This is a genomic window from Pseudomonas sp. 05L36 (assembly GCF_056398125.1).
Genome location: NZ_JBFTOU010000002.1, coordinates 23,177 through 40,986 on the forward strand (window position 1 = coordinate 23,177; position 17,810 = coordinate 40,986).

Annotated in this window: 14 protein-coding genes; 5 read left to right on the plus strand and 9 right to left on the minus strand. The window is 60.6% G+C overall.

The window, feature by feature from the left end:
- Positions 1–134: 134 nt before the first annotated feature.
- The 6 genes from AC1DKH_RS01955 to AC1DKH_RS01980 all read right to left on the minus strand — a co-directional run bounded on the left by AC1DKH_RS01955 (position 135) and on the right by AC1DKH_RS01980 (position 8,053).
- Positions 135–959 carry an ABC transporter permease gene (locus AC1DKH_RS01955; RefSeq protein ID WP_046039496.1) on the minus strand — a complete coding sequence of 275 codons (825 nt, stop codon included), beginning with the start codon at positions 957–959 and terminating at the stop codon, positions 135–137.
- Positions 960–971: 12 nt separating this feature from the next.
- Complete coding sequence (locus tag AC1DKH_RS01960) at positions 972–2,219, minus strand: ABC transporter permease (protein ID WP_108216892.1); 1,248 nt, start codon at positions 2,217–2,219, stop codon at positions 972–974.
- A gap of 193 nt (positions 2,220–2,412) precedes the next feature.
- A complete protein-coding gene (locus AC1DKH_RS01965; RefSeq protein WP_477756444.1) occupies positions 2,413–3,456 on the minus strand; it encodes an ABC transporter substrate-binding protein in 1,044 nt (347 codons plus the stop codon).
- A gap of 48 nt (positions 3,457–3,504) precedes the next feature.
- The gene (locus AC1DKH_RS01970; protein WP_477759780.1) at positions 3,505–4,629 is read right to left on the minus strand and encodes an ABC transporter ATP-binding protein; all 1,125 of its coding nucleotides are present in this window, start codon (positions 4,627–4,629) and stop codon (positions 3,505–3,507) included.
- A gap of 374 nt (positions 4,630–5,003) precedes the next feature.
- The gene (locus AC1DKH_RS01975) at positions 5,004–5,633 is read right to left on the minus strand and encodes a response regulator (RefSeq protein ID WP_008051638.1); all 630 of its coding nucleotides are present in this window, start codon (positions 5,631–5,633) and stop codon (positions 5,004–5,006) included.
- A 17-nt stretch (positions 5,634–5,650) separates the two neighbouring features.
- Positions 5,651–8,053 (minus strand): PAS domain-containing sensor histidine kinase, encoded by a 2,403-nt coding sequence (locus AC1DKH_RS01980; protein ID WP_477797275.1) that lies wholly within the window; start codon positions 8,051–8,053, stop codon positions 5,651–5,653.
- A gap of 73 nt (positions 8,054–8,126) precedes the next feature.
- Here AC1DKH_RS01980 and AC1DKH_RS01985 point away from each other — a divergent pair, with 73 nt between their 5' ends.
- Complete coding sequence (locus AC1DKH_RS01985) at positions 8,127–9,125, plus strand: alpha/beta hydrolase family protein (protein ID WP_477797276.1); 999 nt, start codon at positions 8,127–8,129, stop codon at positions 9,123–9,125.
- A gap of 152 nt (positions 9,126–9,277) precedes the next feature.
- Here AC1DKH_RS01985 and AC1DKH_RS01990 read toward each other — a convergent pair whose 3' ends face one another.
- Genes AC1DKH_RS01990 through AC1DKH_RS02000 form a run of 3 tightly spaced genes read right to left on the minus strand, consistent with a single transcriptional unit; the run spans position 9,278 to position 11,734 of the window.
- Positions 9,278–10,045 carry a TerB family tellurite resistance protein gene (locus AC1DKH_RS01990; RefSeq protein ID WP_477797277.1) on the minus strand — a complete coding sequence of 256 codons (768 nt, stop codon included), beginning with the start codon at positions 10,043–10,045 and terminating at the stop codon, positions 9,278–9,280.
- Position 10,046: 1 nt separating this feature from the next.
- On the minus strand, positions 10,047–10,718 hold the full coding sequence (murU, locus tag AC1DKH_RS01995; protein ID WP_477797278.1) for an N-acetylmuramate alpha-1-phosphate uridylyltransferase MurU: 672 nt from the start codon (positions 10,716–10,718) through the stop codon (positions 10,047–10,049).
- Positions 10,715–11,734, minus strand: a complete 1,020-nt coding sequence (locus tag AC1DKH_RS02000) for an aminoglycoside phosphotransferase family protein (protein ID WP_477756437.1) — start codon at positions 11,732–11,734, stop codon at positions 10,715–10,717. Before AC1DKH_RS02000 ends, murU begins: the two co-directional genes overlap by 4 nt.
- Positions 11,735–11,864: 130 nt before the next feature.
- Between AC1DKH_RS02000 and AC1DKH_RS02005 the strand changes: the two genes are divergently transcribed.
- Genes AC1DKH_RS02005 through rsmA form a run of 4 tightly spaced genes read left to right on the plus strand, consistent with a single transcriptional unit; the run spans position 11,865 to position 17,758 of the window.
- The gene (locus AC1DKH_RS02005; RefSeq protein ID WP_477797279.1) at positions 11,865–14,660 is read left to right on the plus strand and encodes an LPS-assembly protein LptD; all 2,796 of its coding nucleotides are present in this window, start codon (positions 11,865–11,867) and stop codon (positions 14,658–14,660) included.
- Positions 14,641–15,957 carry a peptidylprolyl isomerase SurA gene (gene surA / locus AC1DKH_RS02010; protein ID WP_477755974.1) on the plus strand — a complete coding sequence of 439 codons (1,317 nt, stop codon included), beginning with the start codon at positions 14,641–14,643 and terminating at the stop codon, positions 15,955–15,957. Before AC1DKH_RS02005 ends, surA begins: the two co-directional genes overlap by 20 nt.
- The gene (gene pdxA / locus AC1DKH_RS02015; RefSeq protein ID WP_477762843.1) at positions 15,954–16,943 is read left to right on the plus strand and encodes a 4-hydroxythreonine-4-phosphate dehydrogenase PdxA; all 990 of its coding nucleotides are present in this window, start codon (positions 15,954–15,956) and stop codon (positions 16,941–16,943) included. The genes surA and pdxA overlap by 4 nt, the downstream gene beginning before the upstream one ends.
- Positions 16,940–17,758 (plus strand): 16S rRNA (adenine(1518)-N(6)/adenine(1519)-N(6))-dimethyltransferase RsmA, encoded by an 819-nt coding sequence (gene rsmA, locus AC1DKH_RS02020; RefSeq protein WP_477755972.1) that lies wholly within the window; start codon positions 16,940–16,942, stop codon positions 17,756–17,758. The genes pdxA and rsmA overlap by 4 nt, the downstream gene beginning before the upstream one ends.
- Positions 17,759–17,810: the final 52 nt, after the last annotated feature.

The following is a 17,810-nucleotide window of genomic DNA, read 5'->3' on the forward strand; positions in this document are numbered from 1 at the left end:
GAACACCAAAATACACTGTAGGAGCGAGCTTGCTCGCGATGAACCTGAGTGCGACGCGGGCATTCAGAAGGCCCGCGTTATCGTTGACGACCATCGCGAGCAAGCTCGCTCCTACAGTTGATTGGTGTGAAGGCTTAAACCTGCGCCGTACGCAGTTTCTCGCTACGACCGCGCAGCCATTCCAGAGTCAGCAGCAGGATCACCGAGAAGGCAATCAGCAGCGTCGCGGCGGCAGCGATGGTCGGGCTGAGGTTTTCGCGGATGCCGCTGAACATCTGCCGTGGCAGGGTCGCTTGTTCAGGGCCGGCGAGGAACAGCGTCACCACCACCTCATCGAACGAAGTCGCAAAGGCAAACAGCGCCCCCGAGATCACGCCCGGTGCAATCAGCGGCAAGGTCACCCGGCGGAACGTGGTCAACGGCGAAGCGCCCAGGCTTGCCGCGGCCCGTACCAGGTTCTGGTTGAACCCCTGCAAGGTCGCCGACACTGTGATGATCACAAACGGCACACCGAGCACGGCATGCACGACGATCAGCGAGGTGTAGCTGTTGCCAAATCCCAGTGGAGCGAAGGTCAGGTAACTGGCCACACCAATGATCACCACCGGCACCACCATCGGCGAAATCACTAGCGCCATCACCAGCGGCTTGCCCGGGAAATCGCCTCGGGTCAGGCCGATCGCCGCCAGCGTGCCGAAGATCATCGCCAGTACCGTCGCTGCCGGGGCCACGATGATGCTGTTCTTCAACGAACGCATCCATTCCGCCGAGGCAAAGAAGTCCTGGTACCAGTGCAGCGAAAAGCCTTGCAGCGGATAGACCAGAAAACTCCCCGAGTTGAACGACAGCGGAATGATCACCAGTACCGGCAGGATCAGGAACAACAGAATCAAGCCGCAGAGAATCCGCAAGCTGTAGAACCACACCCGTTCGATGGGCGACATATAAGGACTCAGCATTTCGTTCTCCCCTTAGCTCAGGCGCAGGCGGCTGGCGCCCACCAGCCAGCTGTAAATCAGATAAAGCACCACAGTCGCCAGCAGCAACAATCCACCGAGTGCGGTCGCCATGCCCCAGTTGATGCTGGTGTTGGTGTAGAAGGCGACGAAATAGCTGACCATCTGATCGTTCGGGCTGCCCAGCAATGCCGGGGTGATGTAGTAGCCGATGGCGAGGATGAACACCAACAGGCATCCGGCGCCGACACCGGCATAGGTCTGCGGGAAGTACACCCGCCAGAAACTGGCGAACGGATGGCAGCCGAGGGAAATCGCGGCACGCATGTAGGTCGGCGAGATGCCTTTCATCACGCTGTAGATCGGCAGGATCATGAACGGCAGCAGGATGTGCACCATCGAGATGTAGACACCGACGCGGTTGAACACCAGCTCGATCGGCTTATCGATGATGCCCATGGCCATCAGGCCGCTGTTGATCAGGCCACCCGATTGCAGCAATACGATCCACGCCGCGACCCGCACCAGGATCGACGTCCAGAACGGCAACAGCACCAGAATCATCAGCAGGTTGCTCTGCCGCGACGGCAGGTTGGCCAGCAGGTAAGCCAGTGGATACGCCAGCACCAGGCAGATCACGGTGATGATCAGGCCCATCCAGAAGGTGCGGGCGAAGATGTCGAGGTAGATCGCCTGGTCCGGGGTGGCCGGGGCGATTTCGCCGAGGTCGTCGATGCGATGATCGACGGCCGCCAGCAGGTAATACGGGGTGATGCTGCTGGTGTTGCGGCGTACCGCTTGCCAGTAGGCCGGGTCGCCCCAACGTTCATCGAGACCTTCCAGCGCTTCTTTATAAGAAGCCGGCTCAGTGGCGAGCGGCAAGGCGCGGGCGGTTTTGGTCAGCAGGCTGCGGTAGCCGGCCAGTTCCATGTTCAGGCGCTTGGACAAATCGCCCAGGGTCTGGTTCTTGCGAGCGTCGGCGAGATCTTCGGCCGCCGCTTTGTAAACCGGTTCAGCGGGCAGGCCGCGGCCGTCCCAACTGGCGATGGCGGTCACGGTGCGCGGCATGCCGCCGACCACTTCCGGGTTGCCAACGCTTTTGTAGAGCAGCGCCACGATCGGCACCAGGAACACCAGCAACAGAAACAGCACCAGCGGCGCGATCAACGCCTGGGCCTTCCAGCGGTTGACCCGCTCGGCATGCTTGAGCCGCTGCTTCAAGGTGGGGCTGGTGCCCTCGTTCAGGGGAACGGCGATAGCCATGACGTACTCCGGGAATCTTTGAATGGGCGGCACCACCCACGGTGATGCCGCATTACATCAACACTCATGAAACACACCGCCCCCTGTAGGAGCTGTCGAGTGCAACGAGGCTGCGATCTCTTGATCCTGGAAAGGCAAAGTCAAAACCAAAATCAAAAGATCGCAGCCTTCGGCAGCTCCTACGGGCGAAGGATTATTTCGCAGCCCAGGCGTTGAAGCGCTGTTCCAGTTGCTCGCCGTTGTCAGCCCAGAAGCTGACGTCGATCTGCACCTGGTTGGCGATGTTCTCCGGGGTGGTCGGCATGTCTTTCAGGACATCCTTGGACAGCAACGGTACGGCTTGGGTGTTGGCCGGGCCGTAGGCGATGTTTTCCGAGTAGGTCTTCTGCTGTTGTGGCATCACCGAGTAAGCGATGAACTTCTTCGCCGCTTCGGCACGCGCCTTGTCCAGGCCTTTTGGAATGGCCCATGCGTCGAAGTCGTAGATGCCGCCGTTCCACACCACTTTCAGGTTGCTTTCTTTCTGCACGGCAGCGATCCGGCCGTTGTAGGCCGAACTCATGACCACGTCACCGGAAGCGAGGTATTGCGGCGGTTGTGCGCCGGCTTCCCACCACTGGATGTTCGGCTTGAGTTCATCGAGCTTCTTGAATGCGCGGTCCTGACCGTCCTTGCCGGCCAGCACTTTGTAGACGTCTTTCGGCGCAACGCCGTCGGCCATCAGTGCGAATTCCAGGGTGTACTTGGCGCCTTTACGCAGACCACGCTTGCCCGGGAACTGCTTGGTGTCCCAGAAATCCACCCAACTGGTCGGTGCGCTTTTCAGCTTGTCGGCGTTGTAGGCCAGCACGGTCGACCACACGAAGAAACCCACGCCGCAAGGCTGGATGGCGCCCTTGACGTAGTCTTCGTTCTTGCCGAACAACTTCGGATCGAGCTGCTCGAACATGTCTTCGTCGCAACCACGGGACAGTTCCGGCGATTCAACCTCTACCAGATCCCAGGACACGCTTTTGGTGTCGACCATGGCCTTGACCTTGGCCATTTCGCCGTTGTACTCGCCGGCCACGATCTTGCCGTTACCTGCCGCTTCCCACGGTGCGTAGAAGGCTTTGACCTGAGCCGCCTTGTTCGCGCCGCCAAAGGACACCACGGTCAGGTCCGGGCCAGCCGCCATTGCGTGTGCCGCGCCCATCATGCCCAGTGCCAAAGCGGTGAATTTCAGGGATCTCAACATTTATTGTTCTCTCCACGTGCAGGGTTGGTGTTGGTATTGCCGGGGCGATCAATGCGCCTCTAGAAGTGGGTCGAGTGCGCGAACGTGCTCGACCTGCCAGCCAAGCGGTACCACGTCGCCGACGGCGAGCGAGGGATCAAGCTCGGCAATCGGCTGTTTCACGAAGAAGTCGGTCTTGCCGCAGACTTCCATGCGCACCCGGACGTGGTCGCCCAGATAGATGAATTCTTCGACTCGCCCGGTGAAGCGGTTGACGCATTGGTCGCTGGAGCCATTGAGGCTCACGCGCTCCGGACGAATGGACAGGGTCACCGGCTCACCGGTCTGGCCGACGTTAACCGCCAGGGCTTCCACCTTTTCACCGCGTCCGAGTTCGACAATGCAACGGTCGCCGGTTTGGCTGTGCAGGCGGCCATTGAGGCGGTTGTTCTCGCCGATGAAGTTGGCGACGAAGGTGTTCTTTGGCTCTTCATAGAGGGTGCGCGGCGGCGCGATCTGCTGGATTTCGCCCTGATGGAACACCGCCACACGGTCGGACATGGTCAAGGCTTCGCCCTGATCGTGGGTCACGTAGACCACGGTTACGCCCAGGCGCTGGTGCAGGTGCTTGATCTCCATCTGCATGTGTTCACGCAGTTGTTTGTCGAGTGCGCCGAGGGGTTCGTCCATCAGCACCAATTGCGGCTCGAACACCAGTGCGCGGGCCAATGCCACACGCTGTTGCTGACCACCGGAGAGCTGCGCCGGGTAGCGTTGGGCGAAGGCATCGAGCTGGACCATGCTCAGGACCCGCTTGACCCGGGCACTGACGTCGCTCTTGTTCATGCCACGCACGGTCAGCGGGAACGCCAGGTTCTCGGCCACCGTCATGTGCGGGAACAATGCATAGTTCTGAAATACCATGCCGATGTCGCGCTTGTGCGGCGGCACGTTGTTGATGGCACGCCCCGCCAACAGGATTTCGCCCGCGGTCGGCGTTTCGAAGCCGGCGAGCATCATCAGGCTGGTGGTCTTGCCGGAACCGGAAGGCCCGAGCAAGGTGAGGAATTCGCCTTTGCGAATGTCCAGGTTGAGGTCTTTGACGATCAGGTTCTCGCCGTCGTAGCTCTTCTGCACTCCACGAAAGCTGACCAGAACATCATTGGCCCCTGCACTTGAATCGACCTGGCTCATACCCACACCTTTGTTATTGATGACTGCTGTGGGATTAAGCCTAGTGGACGCTGGAGACCACGCAAATCGGGGGGCAAGAGAGATTCGCCTCAGCCGGATGGAAGGTTGGGGGTAGGGATTGCCCTACAAGGATGGCGCGTTTTGGCAAATGTAGTGGCAAGGGGTCAGCTACAAGCCACAAGTAACGGTGAAAGCAGCTCGTCAGGCACGTCGCTATTGGATATGCGCACGGTTCAACGACTGATGGAGAACCCTGTGGGAGCGAGCTTGCTCCGGGCGGCGTTCCGACGATAGCGGACTGTCAGTCGACATCAGTATTGACTGATAGGGCCTCATCGCGAGCAAGCTCGCTCCCACAGGTACAGCGGTGTGGTTTAGAGGAGCTTGTGTTCCATCGCGTACTTCACCAGTTCCGCCAACGAGGTGATGTTGAGTTTCTGCATCAGCCGCGCCTTGTGGGTGCTGATGGTTTTGCTGCTCAGTGCCAGTTGCTGGGCGATATCGTTGACGTTGGCGCCCTGGGCCAAGCGTTCGAACACAGAAAATTCGCGCTCGGAGAGCAGCGAATGCAAAGGACGCGAGTCGGTCAGGCCGACCTCGAAGACCATGCGGTCTGCCAGTTCCGGGTCGATATAACGCCCGCCCGACGCCACTTTGCGAATGGCCGTCAGCAACAGCGCCGGGTCGCTGTCCTTGGTCGCATAACCGGCAGCGCCCACCTTCAGCGCCCGGGCGGCCATCTGCGCTTCGTCGTGCATCGACAACACCAGGATCGCCGGCGGATTATTCAGCGCGCGAATCCGCGGAATGGCTTCCAGACCGTTGACGCCTGGCATGGAGATGTCCAGCAACACCACTTCGCAGGGCACATGACGCAAGGTGTCGAGCAACTGCTCGCCATTGCTCGCCTCCCCCACCACCAGCAAGTCCTTGGCCAGGCCGATCAACTGCTTGATGCCTTCGCGAACGATGGTGTGGTCTTCGGCTACCAGTACACGAATCACTTACCCCTCCTCATTGATTACGACTGTCGGCGGTCCAGCGGCACGCGCACACTCAGGGTCGTGCCTTCACCCGGTTCACTCTCAAGGGATAACTCACCACCCATGATCAATACCCGCTCACGCATTCCGACGATCCCAAAGGACGCTGGCCTGCCAAGCGCGGCGACAAATCCTACACCGTCATCGCTGACCGTCAGACACAACTCGTCGCCTTCCAGCGCCAGCGTCAGTTCAACAGTATGCGCCTGAGCGTGGCGCATGACATTGGTCAGCGCTTCCTGAAGGATCCGGAACAGGCCGATAGCCTTGGCGTCGCTGAGCACCGGAAGATTGTCCGGCACTTGCACCAGACACGGGATCTGCGTGCGCGCCTCAAACCGTCGGGCCTGCCATTCGATGGCCGAGGCAATACCCGCATCGAGAATCGGTGGGCGCAATGCAGTCGCCACGTCGCGAACCAATTGGAAGAGTTGAGCGATCAGGCGCTTCATGCTGCCCAGGCGCTCGTTAAGGCCTGGATCGAGTTGCGCGTAAGCCAGTTCACACATGGAGGTTTCCAGCTTGAGCACGGTCAGCATCTGACCCAGCTCATCGTGAACTTCCCGGGCGATGCGCGCCTTTTCTTCTTCGCGCACGCTTTCCAGGTGCGCGGACAACTCACGCAGTTGTTCCCGGGAGCTGGCCAGTTCAAGCTCTATGCGCTTGCTCTCGCTGATGTCCCAGACAATACCGTCCCAGACATAGGCTCCGTCTTCCAGCCGGCGGGTGATGGCCTTGATTTCTGCCCAGCGCTGTTCGCCCTGGCGCGTGAGAATTCGACCTTGCCACGACCAGTCGCTGTCGGTATCCAGCGCATGATCCTGGGTCTGGTGATAGCTGGCCTTGTCATCCGGATGCACGAGGCTGCGCAGGCCTTTGTCGCGATGCGCCAGCGTGGCCGGCGAATAACCCACCAGGCTTTCGCTGCCTTCGCTGATGTAGGCAAAGTCGATCTGACCGGTCACCGGCGCCCGCTCCAGGCGGAATACCAGCCCCGGAACATTGGCGGCGATGCCTTGCAGCCGCGCCTCGCTTTCCTGCAAGGCGGCCAGGGCGCGGCGCCGCTCGGTGACGTCGTTGAGGTAAACCACCAGGTATTCGCCATCGCGAAAGCGCAGAAAGCTCAACGAGACATCGGCCGGCAGGATGCTGCCATCGGCCCGCACGCAATTGGATTCGAAACTTTGCGGGCCGTCTTCACTGGCCCGGGCGCGCTTCCACAGGTTCAGCCAACGGTCCATGTGCAGACCAGGCTCGAAGTCGATCAGGGGTCGATCGATGATCCCTCCGGCCGGATAGCCCAGCATGCTTTCCGCCGCGCGGTTGGCGTAGCGCACATGGCTGTCCCAGTTGACCCAGAGGATGCCGACAGTGCTCTGGTCGATGGAAAACTGGGTGAGCTGTAACGCCTCTTCGCTGGCGGCGCGCAAGGCGATGTCTTCCTGCGCGGCCAGCAGGCGCTGTTCCAGGTTGTGTTGCTGGCGACGCTGCCAGAACACGATGGCCATGCAGCTTAACGTCAGCACAGCCAGTAACAGGCAGAGGTTCTGCCAAAAACCCGGAGACTCGGAGAGCCGTGGATACTTGGGCTGCAGCCATTGATTGTGCAGTTGCTCCAGATCCTTGGCCGGGATCGCCCGCAATGCGCTTTCGACGATGCCCGCCAGTTCCGGCTTGTCGCGGCGCGTGGCCACCCGCAGCAGCTGCGGCAGGCCGACATCCCCCACCACCACCAACCCCGCGAACTCCGTCTCGACCGACAAGCGTCCCAATTGCGCCTCATCAACCACCGCATAACCCGCCTGCTGGCCAATCAGTAATTGCAATGCCTGACGCTCCATCGGGACGCCTTGCAGATTCAGGTGCGGATAGTTGCTACGCAGGTAATCGGCGATGGCGCTGGGCATGCGCACGGCGACGCGGGTCTGGCTGTCGAGCTTTTCCAGCTCGACAGCGCCGGCGCTTTTCTGGTCGCTGACCACCAGTTGCGGCACTCGCATGTAAGGGTCGGAAAACTGCCACAGGCGTAATCCGCCAGGGGTTTGGGTCAGCCCCGGGGCGATGTCGATTTCGCCCTCGCGTGCAGCCGCCTCCAGTTGTTCAAGGTCGGGAAAGTTACGCCAGCTCAGTTCGACGTTGAGGGTCTTTGCCAGCCACTTCATCAAGTCGACATTCACCCCGGACAGGCGCTGCAAGCGGCGATCATATTGCGCATAGGGCGCCTGCAACACCACGCCGACCCGCAACTCGTCCTGCTGCGCCAGCCAGTGTTGTTGTTTCGGGGTCAACTGGGCAACGTGCTCCGGGGGCATGGCCGCCGCCCAACCCATCAAGGGAAACCACAAACAGCCGATAACCCACAGGCAGCGTAAACGCATCATTGAACTCTCACACACTGACAAATACTGACCAACCCATTAGGCTGCCGGAACAACTTCTGGCCTGGAATATCCAATGCCCCCTGTCTACCGCCTGGCACTGCCAGCATTGTGCCTGTCGCTGATCCTGCCATGCGCTTTTTCCGTTGAGGCGGCCGACCCGGCGCCTGCAGCAGCAGAAAAAACCGCCGAAGAAAAACCACTCGAGCGTCAGCCGTTGCCTGAGCGTAGTAAGGAAGAAGCGACTGCACTTGAGCGAAAAATCCCGGCTCAGGAACAGCAACAACTGCAAGTGGGAACCGACACGTTTCTGGCATTGTGGAAACCTGCCAATACCGCCGACCCCAAAGGTGCGGTGATTATCATCCCCGGCACCGGCGAAACCGTTGACTGGCCGCAAGCGGTTGGCCCTTTACGGCGCAAACTGCCGGACGCCGAGTGGAGCAGCCTGAGTATCACCTTGCCGGACCTGCAAAGCGATGCCATTGCGCCACGAGTCGTGGAAGCAGCGCCGGCTCCCAAGGCCCCCGAAACCGGCAGCAAAGACTCGACCACCGTGGCCCCCATCGAACAAGTGGCCGGTGGCGAGGCCGACGTGGCCGACGTGGCCGACAAGGCCATTGCCGAGACCACTGAGGAACAGTCCAAGGCAGATGCCGAGCGCATCTTCGCCCGGATCGACGCCGCGATCGCCTTCGCCGAACAGCAAAGCGCCCGCAGTATCGTGGTGTTGGGGCATGGTTCCGGCGCCTATTGGGCCACGCGTTACCTGAGCGAGAAGCAGCCGTCGCAAGTCGAAAAACTGGTAATGGTTGCCGCCCGGACACCTGTGGCAGCCACGCCCGGGCTGGCAGAGCTGACCCCGACCCTGAAACTGCCGACCGCGGATATTTTCTACAAGGACAAAGCGCTGGATCGCGACGCAGCACTGGAGCGCCTGCAGGCCAGCAAACGCCTGAAGTCATCGGCATTCAACCAGGTCGCACTCAAGGCGTTACCGGATACCAAGGCTGAACAGGAGCAATTGTTCCGTCGGGTGCGGGGTTGGTTGAATCCGCAGCCTGCGACAGACTGAAAGACTGTGTCGCCCTCATCGCGAGCAAGCTCGCTCCCACAGGATTAACGTCGTACACAATTTTTGTTATCGACATAAAACCTGTGGGAGCGAGCTTGCTCCGGGCGGCGTTCCGACGATAGGGTCATTACAGACGACACAAGCCTTTCCTGTTAGCGAAAATCCCGCCGCTCCCGAATCAGCGTGTAGGCGTTATGCAGCTCACGCGTTCGCTCGGTAGCCTCACGCACCTGCAACGCCGTCGCGCCACTGCCGGCAATCTTGTCCGGATGATGGCGACTGAGCAGACGCCGATAGGCACGCTTGATCTGCGCCGGTTCAGTGGTGGCCGACACCCCCAAAAGCCTTAACGCTTCCTGATAACTTGGCACGCTGCTGCCCAATGGCCGCTTCTGCGGCTCATAGTCATGGGCCAACGCCTGTACCTGGCGCGGCGTCCAGCCCAGCCACTGGCCCCATTGGCCGATCAACTCACGCTCACTGCTGCCGGCACGACCATCGGCCCAGACCATTCGCCAGCAGGCGCGCAACACGCCTTCCGCCGCATGGGGCTGGGCACTCAGGCGACGCAGATAACCACGTAGCCGGTCGCGGCCCGACTTGCCGCGATTGAACGCGGCTATCGCACGACGCCGGGCCGGCTCGGACATGTCCAGCGCACGCATTTCCGCTCGGGCCTGATCGATGTGCCCGGCCATCACCTGGCCGTCGCACTTGGCCAGGCGCCCCAACAGGACAAATAGCAATTCATCGTTACGCAACACCGGGCGACCGCCCAGTTTTTCCCACAAATGTCCCCAGCTCTGCAGGTGCAAGCGCCGGTCCAGCGCCTGCCCCAACAACGCGCCAAGCAAGGCCCCCGGAATACTGGCTAAGGCAAAGCCTGCTCCGGCTCCAATCAGAGTCCCTGGCCACAACATGTCAGCGGCTCGCTTCGATTAATGTTTCAACTTCGGCCAGACGCTCGTGAGTGCCGACATCGACCCAGTGCCCATTCAGCTGTTCGCCAGTCACTTGACCGTCAGCCATGGCCTTGCGCAACAGCGGCGCGAGCTTGAAGGCCCCCGCGGTGCAACCGTCGAACAACTGCGGATGCAACACGGCGATGCCGCTGTAGGTCAGAGTGTCGGCTTGCGGCTGCCCGTCGGTCACCCGGGTTCCGACCAGGCTGAAGTCCCCGGCCGGATGATGGGGCGGGTTGCTGGCCAGTACCAGGTGCGCCAGGCCGTTGATGGGTTGATGCAGCACGCTGAAGTCGTAATCGGTCCAGATGTCGCCGTTGACCACCACAAACGCTTCATCCCCCAGCAACGGCAATGCGCGGAAAATCCCGCCGCCGGTTTCCAGGGGCTCACCTTCCGCCGAGTACTGGATGCTCACGCCATAATTCGAACCATCGCCCAGATAGTCTTCGATCTGCTGACCGAGCCAGGCGTGATTGATCACGATGTCGGTGAACCCGGCCGCGGCCAGTGCTCGCAGGTGATATTCGATCAGCGGCACGCCGCCTGCACGAACCAGAGGTTTTGGCGTGGTCAGGGTCAGCGGGCGCATGCGCTCGCCTTTGCCCGCTGCCAGAATCATTGCCTTCATGCTTTCACTCCGGCGCGCAGACTGGCCAGCAACACATCCAGCTCGGCCAGTTCAGGACGGCGAGCGATCACCGCTTCTATGTACGCAAAGAAACGTGGCACATCGCCCAGATAACGCGGTTTGCCGTCGCGATGGCAGATGCGCGCAAAAATGCCGATGACTTTCAGATGGCGTTGCACACCCATCAAATCGCTGGCCCGCAGGAAGTCCTCGAACTCGGGTTGCACCGCAATGCCGAGGGCGCTTGCTTGCTGCCAGTAGTTTTCAAGCCAGCCGTTCACGCGCGCCTCGGGCCAGCTGAGAAACGCATCCTTGAACAGGCAGGTCACATCGTAGGTCACCGGGCCGTACACCGCATCCTGGAAATCCAGCACACCGGGATTGGGCTCGCTGAGCATCAGGTTGCGCGGCATGTAGTCACGATGCACCAGGACTTTTGGCTGTGCCAGGGCACTGTCGATCAACAGTTCGCTGACCTGCTGCCAGAGCACTTGCTGCGCCGCGTCGAATTCGATGCCCAATTCGCGCTTCACGTACCACTCAGGGAACAGTTCCAGCTCACGACGCAGCAAGGCCACGTCATAGCTCGGCAATGGCGCAACCATCGGCAACTGCTGGAAAGCCAGCAACGCCTGCAGGGCATCCTTGAACAAATCGTCGGCGTTTTCGTTGTCGATGACGTCCAGATAGGTCTTGTTGCCCAGGTCATTGAGCAAAAGAAAACCGCGCTCGAGGTCTTCGGCATAAATTTTCGGCACATTTATTCCGGACTTGGCCAGCAAAAAGGCGATATCCACGAAGGGTTTGCAGTTTTCCTGGGGCGGCGGCGCGTCCATCACAATGAAACTTTTGCCACCGCCTTCCCAGCGAAAATACCGCCGAAAGCTCGCGTCGCTGCTGGCCGCAGTCAACGTGGCCGGGGGGACGGCGCCCCAGCCCTGCTCGGCAAAAAGGGTCGCCAATTGTTCATCGAGCCAAACATTCAGGTGTTGCAAGCGTACATCTTGATCAGGCATTGCAAGGGTCTCCGACGGCGCTAGCCGTCAAGCGGGTCATGCTTTATTATCCAGCATCTTTTTCAGACCATCGAGAGGCGTGCGGCCCACACCGCGGGCAGATGGCACGCAGGAAGCCCGGACTAATAAGATGGCATTGAAATCCCCCGCGTTTCGTAAAAAATTTCCGTTGTTGGTTACCGGCAGTTTGCTGGCGCTGCAACCCCTTGCCACTTCCTACGTGGTCGCCGCGGAACAGTTTGACTGCTCAGTCTCTGCTTCGGGTTCCTGGGACTGTGCACCAAAGTCGCCGGCGGCTGCATTGCCACCGCGTCCCGTTCATGATGGCAGCGCAGCTTCCGCCACCGGCGAAGCCCCGGCCGAGAACGGTTCCAGCCAAGACACTGGCGCCAAGCCGGTGCTGGTCACCGAGTCCAAAGGCCGTGGCCTGAAGTCGCGTAGCGCAGACTACAGTCACCTCGACTGGGTTCCCCGCGAGCAGCTCACCGCCGCACAATTGGCCGAAACCGGTCCTTATTGCTCTGGTTCCTATATCGAACCGATTCGTCCTGGCATGGATGACAAGACGGATAAAAGTGACGCTCCAACCTTTATCGGCGCAAAAGCCTCCCGCTATAAGCAGGATGAGCAGGTCGCGACCCTGGCCGGCGACGTTGTCATGCGCCAGGGCAGCATGCAGGTCGAAGCCGACGAAGCCAACCTGTACCAGGCCGAGAGCCGTGGCGACCTGAACGGCAACGTGCGCATTCGCGACAACGGCGCACTGATCGTCGGCGACCACGCCGACGTGCAGCTCGACACCGGTGAAGCCAAGGTCGACAACGCCGAATACGTGATGCACAAATCCCGTATCCGCGGTAATGCGCTGTACGCCAAACGTGCCGAGAACGCGATCATCCGCCTCAAGGATGGTACGTACACCACGTGCGAACCGAACAGCAACGCCTGGCAGCTCAAGGGCAACAACATCACCCTGAACCCGGCCACCGGTTTCGGTACGGCGACCAACGTGACGCTGCGGGTCAAGGACATTCCGGTCCTGTACACGCCGTACATCTATTTCCCGATCGACGACCGTCGCCAGTCCGGCTTCCTGCCGCCGACCATTGGCACCGGCAGCGATACCGGCTTCATGCTGGTCACCCCGTACTACTTCAACCTGGCGCCGAACTACGATGCCACGTTGTACCCGCGCTACATGGAAAAGCACGGCTTGTTGATGGAAGGCGAATTCCGCTACCTGACCAAGTCCAGCGAAGGCCAGTTCGGCGCGGCGTACCTCAACGACGAAAGCGACGAGCGCGACAAACAGTCAGACGCCGAAAAAACCCGCTACATGTACAACTGGCAGCACAAGGGTGGTCTCGACTCGCGAGTGCTCACGCAAGTCGACTACACCAAGATCAGCGATCCGTATTACTTCCAGGATCTGCAGACCGACCAGATTGGCGTGAAAAGCCAGGACTACGTGAACCAGCAGGGCTCTGTCACCTATCGCGGCGACAGCTATACCGCTCGCGTAAATGCCCAGGCCTTTCAGCTGGCGACCGTTTCGAACATTACGCCGTACGACCGCCTGCCGCAGATCACCCTCGACGGTATGCTGCCTTATCATCCGGAAGGCCTGGATTTCACGTACAACACCGAAGTCGTACGGTTTGACCGGGATCTGCAGAACGGGGAATACTTTGACGAAGACGGCGTCGGCTCTCCCCGTCTTGATAACAACATTCAAGGTCTGGCTCGCGCCAATGGCGACCGACTCAACCTGGCTCCGGCTGTCAGCCTGCCATTGAACTGGACCTACGGCTTCCTGAAACCGACGCTCAAGTACCAGTACACCCAGTACCAACTGGATCTGGACAACACCGGTAAGGCGCAGATCGCCGCGCAAAGCGCAGAGCAGGACAAGCTCAGCGGGACCTTCGACAGCAACCAGAACCGCGGCGTGCCGATCGCCAGCATCGACAGCGGCCTATACTTCGATCGCAATACCCAGTATTTCGGCAAGAACTACCGCCAGACCCTCGAGCCGCGCCTGTTCTACCTGTACGTGCCTGAAGTCGACCAGGAAGACATCCCGGTATTCGACACCAGCGAAAACACCTTCAACTTTGCATCGCTGTTCCGTGACAACCGCTTCTCCGGTTCCGACCGTGTCGGCGACGAGAACAAATTGTCCCTGGGTGTGACCAGCCGCTGGATCGAAGACAACGGTTTCGAGCGTCAACGCATCAGTGTCGGCCAGGCCTTGTACTTCAAGGACCGTGAAGTCCAGTTGCCAGGCGTGAACTTCAACGACCGTGACGACGCCAAAGCCAGCGTTTCCCCATATGCACTGGAATACGAGTATCGCTGGAACCGCGACTGGCGTACCACGGCCGACTACAACTGGGACCCGGACAGCCGCAGCCCTCGTTCGGGCAGCGCGATGTTCCACTACCAGCCTGAAGACAACCCGAACAAGGTCGTCAACGTTGGCTATCGCTATCGTAACGACCAGGTGATCTACAACCAGAACACCGGTAAATGGCAGTTCGGCGGTGACTACGGCACCCCTGGCCAGCCTGGCTTCGTGAAGGATTACTACAAGATCCAGCAGCACGACTTCTCGGTGATCTGGCCGATCGTGCCGCAATGGAGCGCTATCAGCCGTTGGCAGTATGACTACAACCGCAACCGTACCCTGGAAGCCTTCGGTGGTTTCGAGTACGACAGCTGCTGCTGGAAACTGCGCCTGATCAACCGCTACTTCGTTGATTATGACGAGTTCAGCCAGCAAGCACCGCAAAACGAAAAAGGCGACCATGGCGTCTTCCTCCAAATTGTTCTGAAGGGACTCGGCGGCCTCACCGGCGCCAAGGCAGAGAGCTTCCTCGACAAAGGCATTCAAGGTTATCGTGAACGTGAAGACCAAGCTTTCTGATTGTCTGCGCCCGCTGATGCTGGGCGCGCTGTTCCTGAGCACGGCGGCCAGTGCCGCCGTACAGTCCATCGATAAGGTGGTGGCCATCGTCGACAACGACGTGGTCATGCAGAGCCAACTGGACCAGCGCGTTCATGACGTTCAGCAAACCATTGCCAAGCGTGGCTCTGCCGTGCCGCCGGCCAGTGTGCTGGAGCAGCAGGTACTTGAGCGCCTGATCGTCGAAAACCTGCAATTGCAGATCGGCGATCGCTCCGGCATCCGCATTACCGATGAAGAGTTGAACCAGGCTGTCGGCACCATTGCCCAGCGCAACAACATGTCAGTCGAGCAGTTCCGCGCCGCCCTGACTCGCGACGGCCTGTCCTACGACGACGCGCGTGAGCAGATTCGCCGCGAAATGGTCATTAGCCGTGTGCGCCAGCGTCGGGTTGCCGAACGCATTCAGGTCTCCGAGCAGGAAGTGAAGAACTTCCTGGCGTCCGACTTGGGCAAAATGCAGCTGTCCGAAGAGTTCCACCTGGCCAACATCCTGATTCCTACGCCGGAAAGCGCCAACTCCGACGCGATTCAGAATGCAGCCAAACAGGCCAATGCGATTTACCAGCAACTCAAGCAAGGCGCTGACTTCGGTCAGTTGGCCATCGCCAAGTCCGCCAGCGAAACCGCACTGGAAGGTGGCGACATGGGCTGGCGTAAGGCCGCTCAACTGCCTCCGCCGTTCGATCGGCTGCTGAGCACCATGCCGGTGGGTGATGTCACCCAGCCAATGCGCACCCCGGGTGGTTTCATCATCCTGAAGATTCTCGACAAGCGTGGCGGCGAGACCCAGATGCGCGATGAAGTGCATGTGCGCCACATCCTGGTCAAACCGAGCCCGATCCGCGACGAAGCGAAAACCAAGGCCCTGGCCGAGTCGCTCTACAGCCGTATCGCGGCTGGTGAAGACTTCGGTGAGCTGGCGAAAAGCTACTCGGAAGACCCGGGTTCCGCCCTCAACGGCGGCGACCTGAACTGGATCGACCCGAACGCGCTGGTGCCCGAGTTCCGCGCAGTGATGGCCAAGACCCCGCAAGGTCAGCTGTCCAGGCCGTTCCAGACTCAATACGGCTGGCACGTCCTGGAAGTCCTTGGCCGTCGCGCCACCGACAGCACCTCACAGGCCCGCGAGCAACAGGCAATGACCGTTTTGCGTAACCGCAAATACGACGAAGAGCTGCAAACCTGGCTGCGTCAGATCCGTGATGAAGCGTACGTGGAAATCAAACTCCCTGGCGCCGACCAGGCAGCGCAGTGAAAACCCAACGTTTCGCGCTGACACCCGGTGAACCAGCCGGCATAGGTCCTGACCTGTGCCTGCTGCTCGCCTCCCAAGCCCAGCCCCACCCCCTGATTGCCATTACCAGCCGCGACCTGCTCACTGAGCGGGCCGCGCAACTGGGCGTGGCTGTCGACTTGCTGCCGGTAAAACCGGACAACTGGCCGGATGTACCCGCGCCAGCCAACAGCCTGTATGTCTGGGATACACCGCTCAATGCCAAGGTCGTCACCGGGCAACTGGACAAGGCCAACGCTGCCTTCGTTCTGGAAACCCTGACCCGTGCCGGCCAGGGCTGCCTGAGCGGGGATTTTGCCGGCATGATCACCGCACCGGTGCACAAAGGCGTGATCAACGAATCCGGCATCGCCTTTTCCGGGCACACGGAATTCCTCGCCGACCTGACCCACACCGCGCAAGTGGTGATGATGCTGGCCACACGTGGCTTGCGCGTGGCCCTGGTGACCACTCACCTGCCCCTTCGCGAGATTGCCGATGCAATCACGCCGGAGCGCCTGGAACGCGTCACGCGAATCCTGCACGCCGACCTGCAAAACAAATTCGGCATCGCCCAGCCACGTATCCTGGTCTGCGGGCTCAACCCCCATGCCGGCGAAGGCGGACACCTGGGCCATGAAGAAATCGATATCATCGAACCCACATTAGAGCGCTTGCGCGGCGAGGGCATGGACCTTCGCGGCCCCCTGCCCGCCGACACTCTGTTTACCCCCAAATATCTGGAGCACTGCGATGCGGTGCTGGCGATGTACCATGACCAGGGCCTGCCGGTGCTGAAGTACAAAGGCTTTGGCGCAGCAGTCAACGTGACCCTCGGCTTGCCGATCATCCGCACCTCGGTCGACCACGGCACTGCCCTGGACCTGGCCGGCAGTGGAAAGATCGACACCGGCAGCCTGCAAGTCGCCCTGGAAACCGCCTACCAGATGGCCGAGACCCGTTTATGACCGAGCAATACCAACACAAGGCGCGTAAACGCTTTGGCCAGAACTTCCTGCACGATGCCGGCGTTATCGACCGTATCCTGCGTTCCATTCATGCCAAGGCAGAAGACCGCCTGCTGGAAATCGGCCCGGGCCAGGGCGCACTGACGCAAGGCCTGCTCAGCAGCGGCGCGCAACTCGACGTGGTGGAACTGGACAAGGACCTGATCCCGATCCTCAACCAGCAGTTTGCCGGCAGGAGCAACTTCAATCTGCATCAGGGCGATGCACTGAAGTTCGACTTCAACAGCCTGAATGCCGCGCCAGGTAGCCTGCGCGTGGTCGGCAACCTGCCGTACAACATCTCCACGCCACTGATTTTTCACCTGTTGCACAACTCGCACCTGATCCGCGACATGCACTTCATGCTGCAAAAGGAAGTGGTCGAGCGCCTGGCTGCCGGTCCTGGTGGAGGTGACTGGGGCCGCCTGTCGATCATGGTTCAGTACCACTGTCGGGTCGAGCACCTGTTCAACGTTGGTCCAGGCGCGTTCAACCCGCCACCGAAAGTCGACTCGGCCATCGTGCGCCTGGTGCCCCACGCGGTATTGCCGCACCCGGCCAAGGATCACCGCTTGCTGGAGCGCGTCGTGCGCGAAGCGTTCAACCAGCGCCGCAAAACCCTGCGCAACACCCTCAAGCTGCTGCTGAGCAATGCCGAAATCGAAGCCGCCGGCGTCGATGGCAGCCTGCGTCCCGAGCAACTCGACCTGGCCGCCTTCGTGCGTCTGGCCGACAAGCTCAGCGAGCAAGCGCCACAAACGCCAGTTGCAGTCTGACAGGCGATAAGCGCTATCGGGTAGGACACCACTCTGGTCTACTACCCGATAC

Coding starts and splice junctions, on each gene's coding strand:
- AC1DKH_RS01970 (WP_477759780.1), bottom strand. CDS start 4,629: ATGAGCCAGGTCGATTCAAGTGCAGGGGCCAATGATGTTCTGGTCAGC.
- AC1DKH_RS01980 (WP_477797275.1), bottom strand. CDS start 8,053: ATGATGCGTTTACGCTGCCTGTGGGTTATCGGCTGTTTGTGGTTTCCC.
- AC1DKH_RS02000 (WP_477756437.1), bottom strand. CDS start 11,734: ATGCCTGATCAAGATGTACGCTTGCAACACCTGAATGTTTGGCTCGAT.
- AC1DKH_RS01960 (WP_108216892.1), bottom strand. CDS start 2,219: ATGGCTATCGCCGTTCCCCTGAACGAGGGCACCAGCCCCACCTTGAAG.
- AC1DKH_RS01990 (WP_477797277.1), bottom strand. CDS start 10,045: ATGTTGTGGCCAGGGACTCTGATTGGAGCCGGAGCAGGCTTTGCCTTA.
- rsmA (WP_477755972.1), top strand. CDS start 16,940: ATGACCGAGCAATACCAACACAAGGCGCGTAAACGCTTTGGCCAGAAC.
- AC1DKH_RS01955 (WP_046039496.1), bottom strand. CDS start 959: ATGCTGAGTCCTTATATGTCGCCCATCGAACGGGTGTGGTTCTACAGC.
- murU (WP_477797278.1), bottom strand. CDS start 10,718: ATGAAGGCAATGATTCTGGCAGCGGGCAAAGGCGAGCGCATGCGCCCG.
- AC1DKH_RS01985 (WP_477797276.1), top strand. CDS start 8,127: ATGCCCCCTGTCTACCGCCTGGCACTGCCAGCATTGTGCCTGTCGCTG.
- AC1DKH_RS01965 (WP_477756444.1), bottom strand. CDS start 3,456: ATGTTGAGATCCCTGAAATTCACCGCTTTGGCACTGGGCATGATGGGC.
- AC1DKH_RS02005 (WP_477797279.1), top strand. CDS start 11,865: ATGGCATTGAAATCCCCCGCGTTTCGTAAAAAATTTCCGTTGTTGGTT.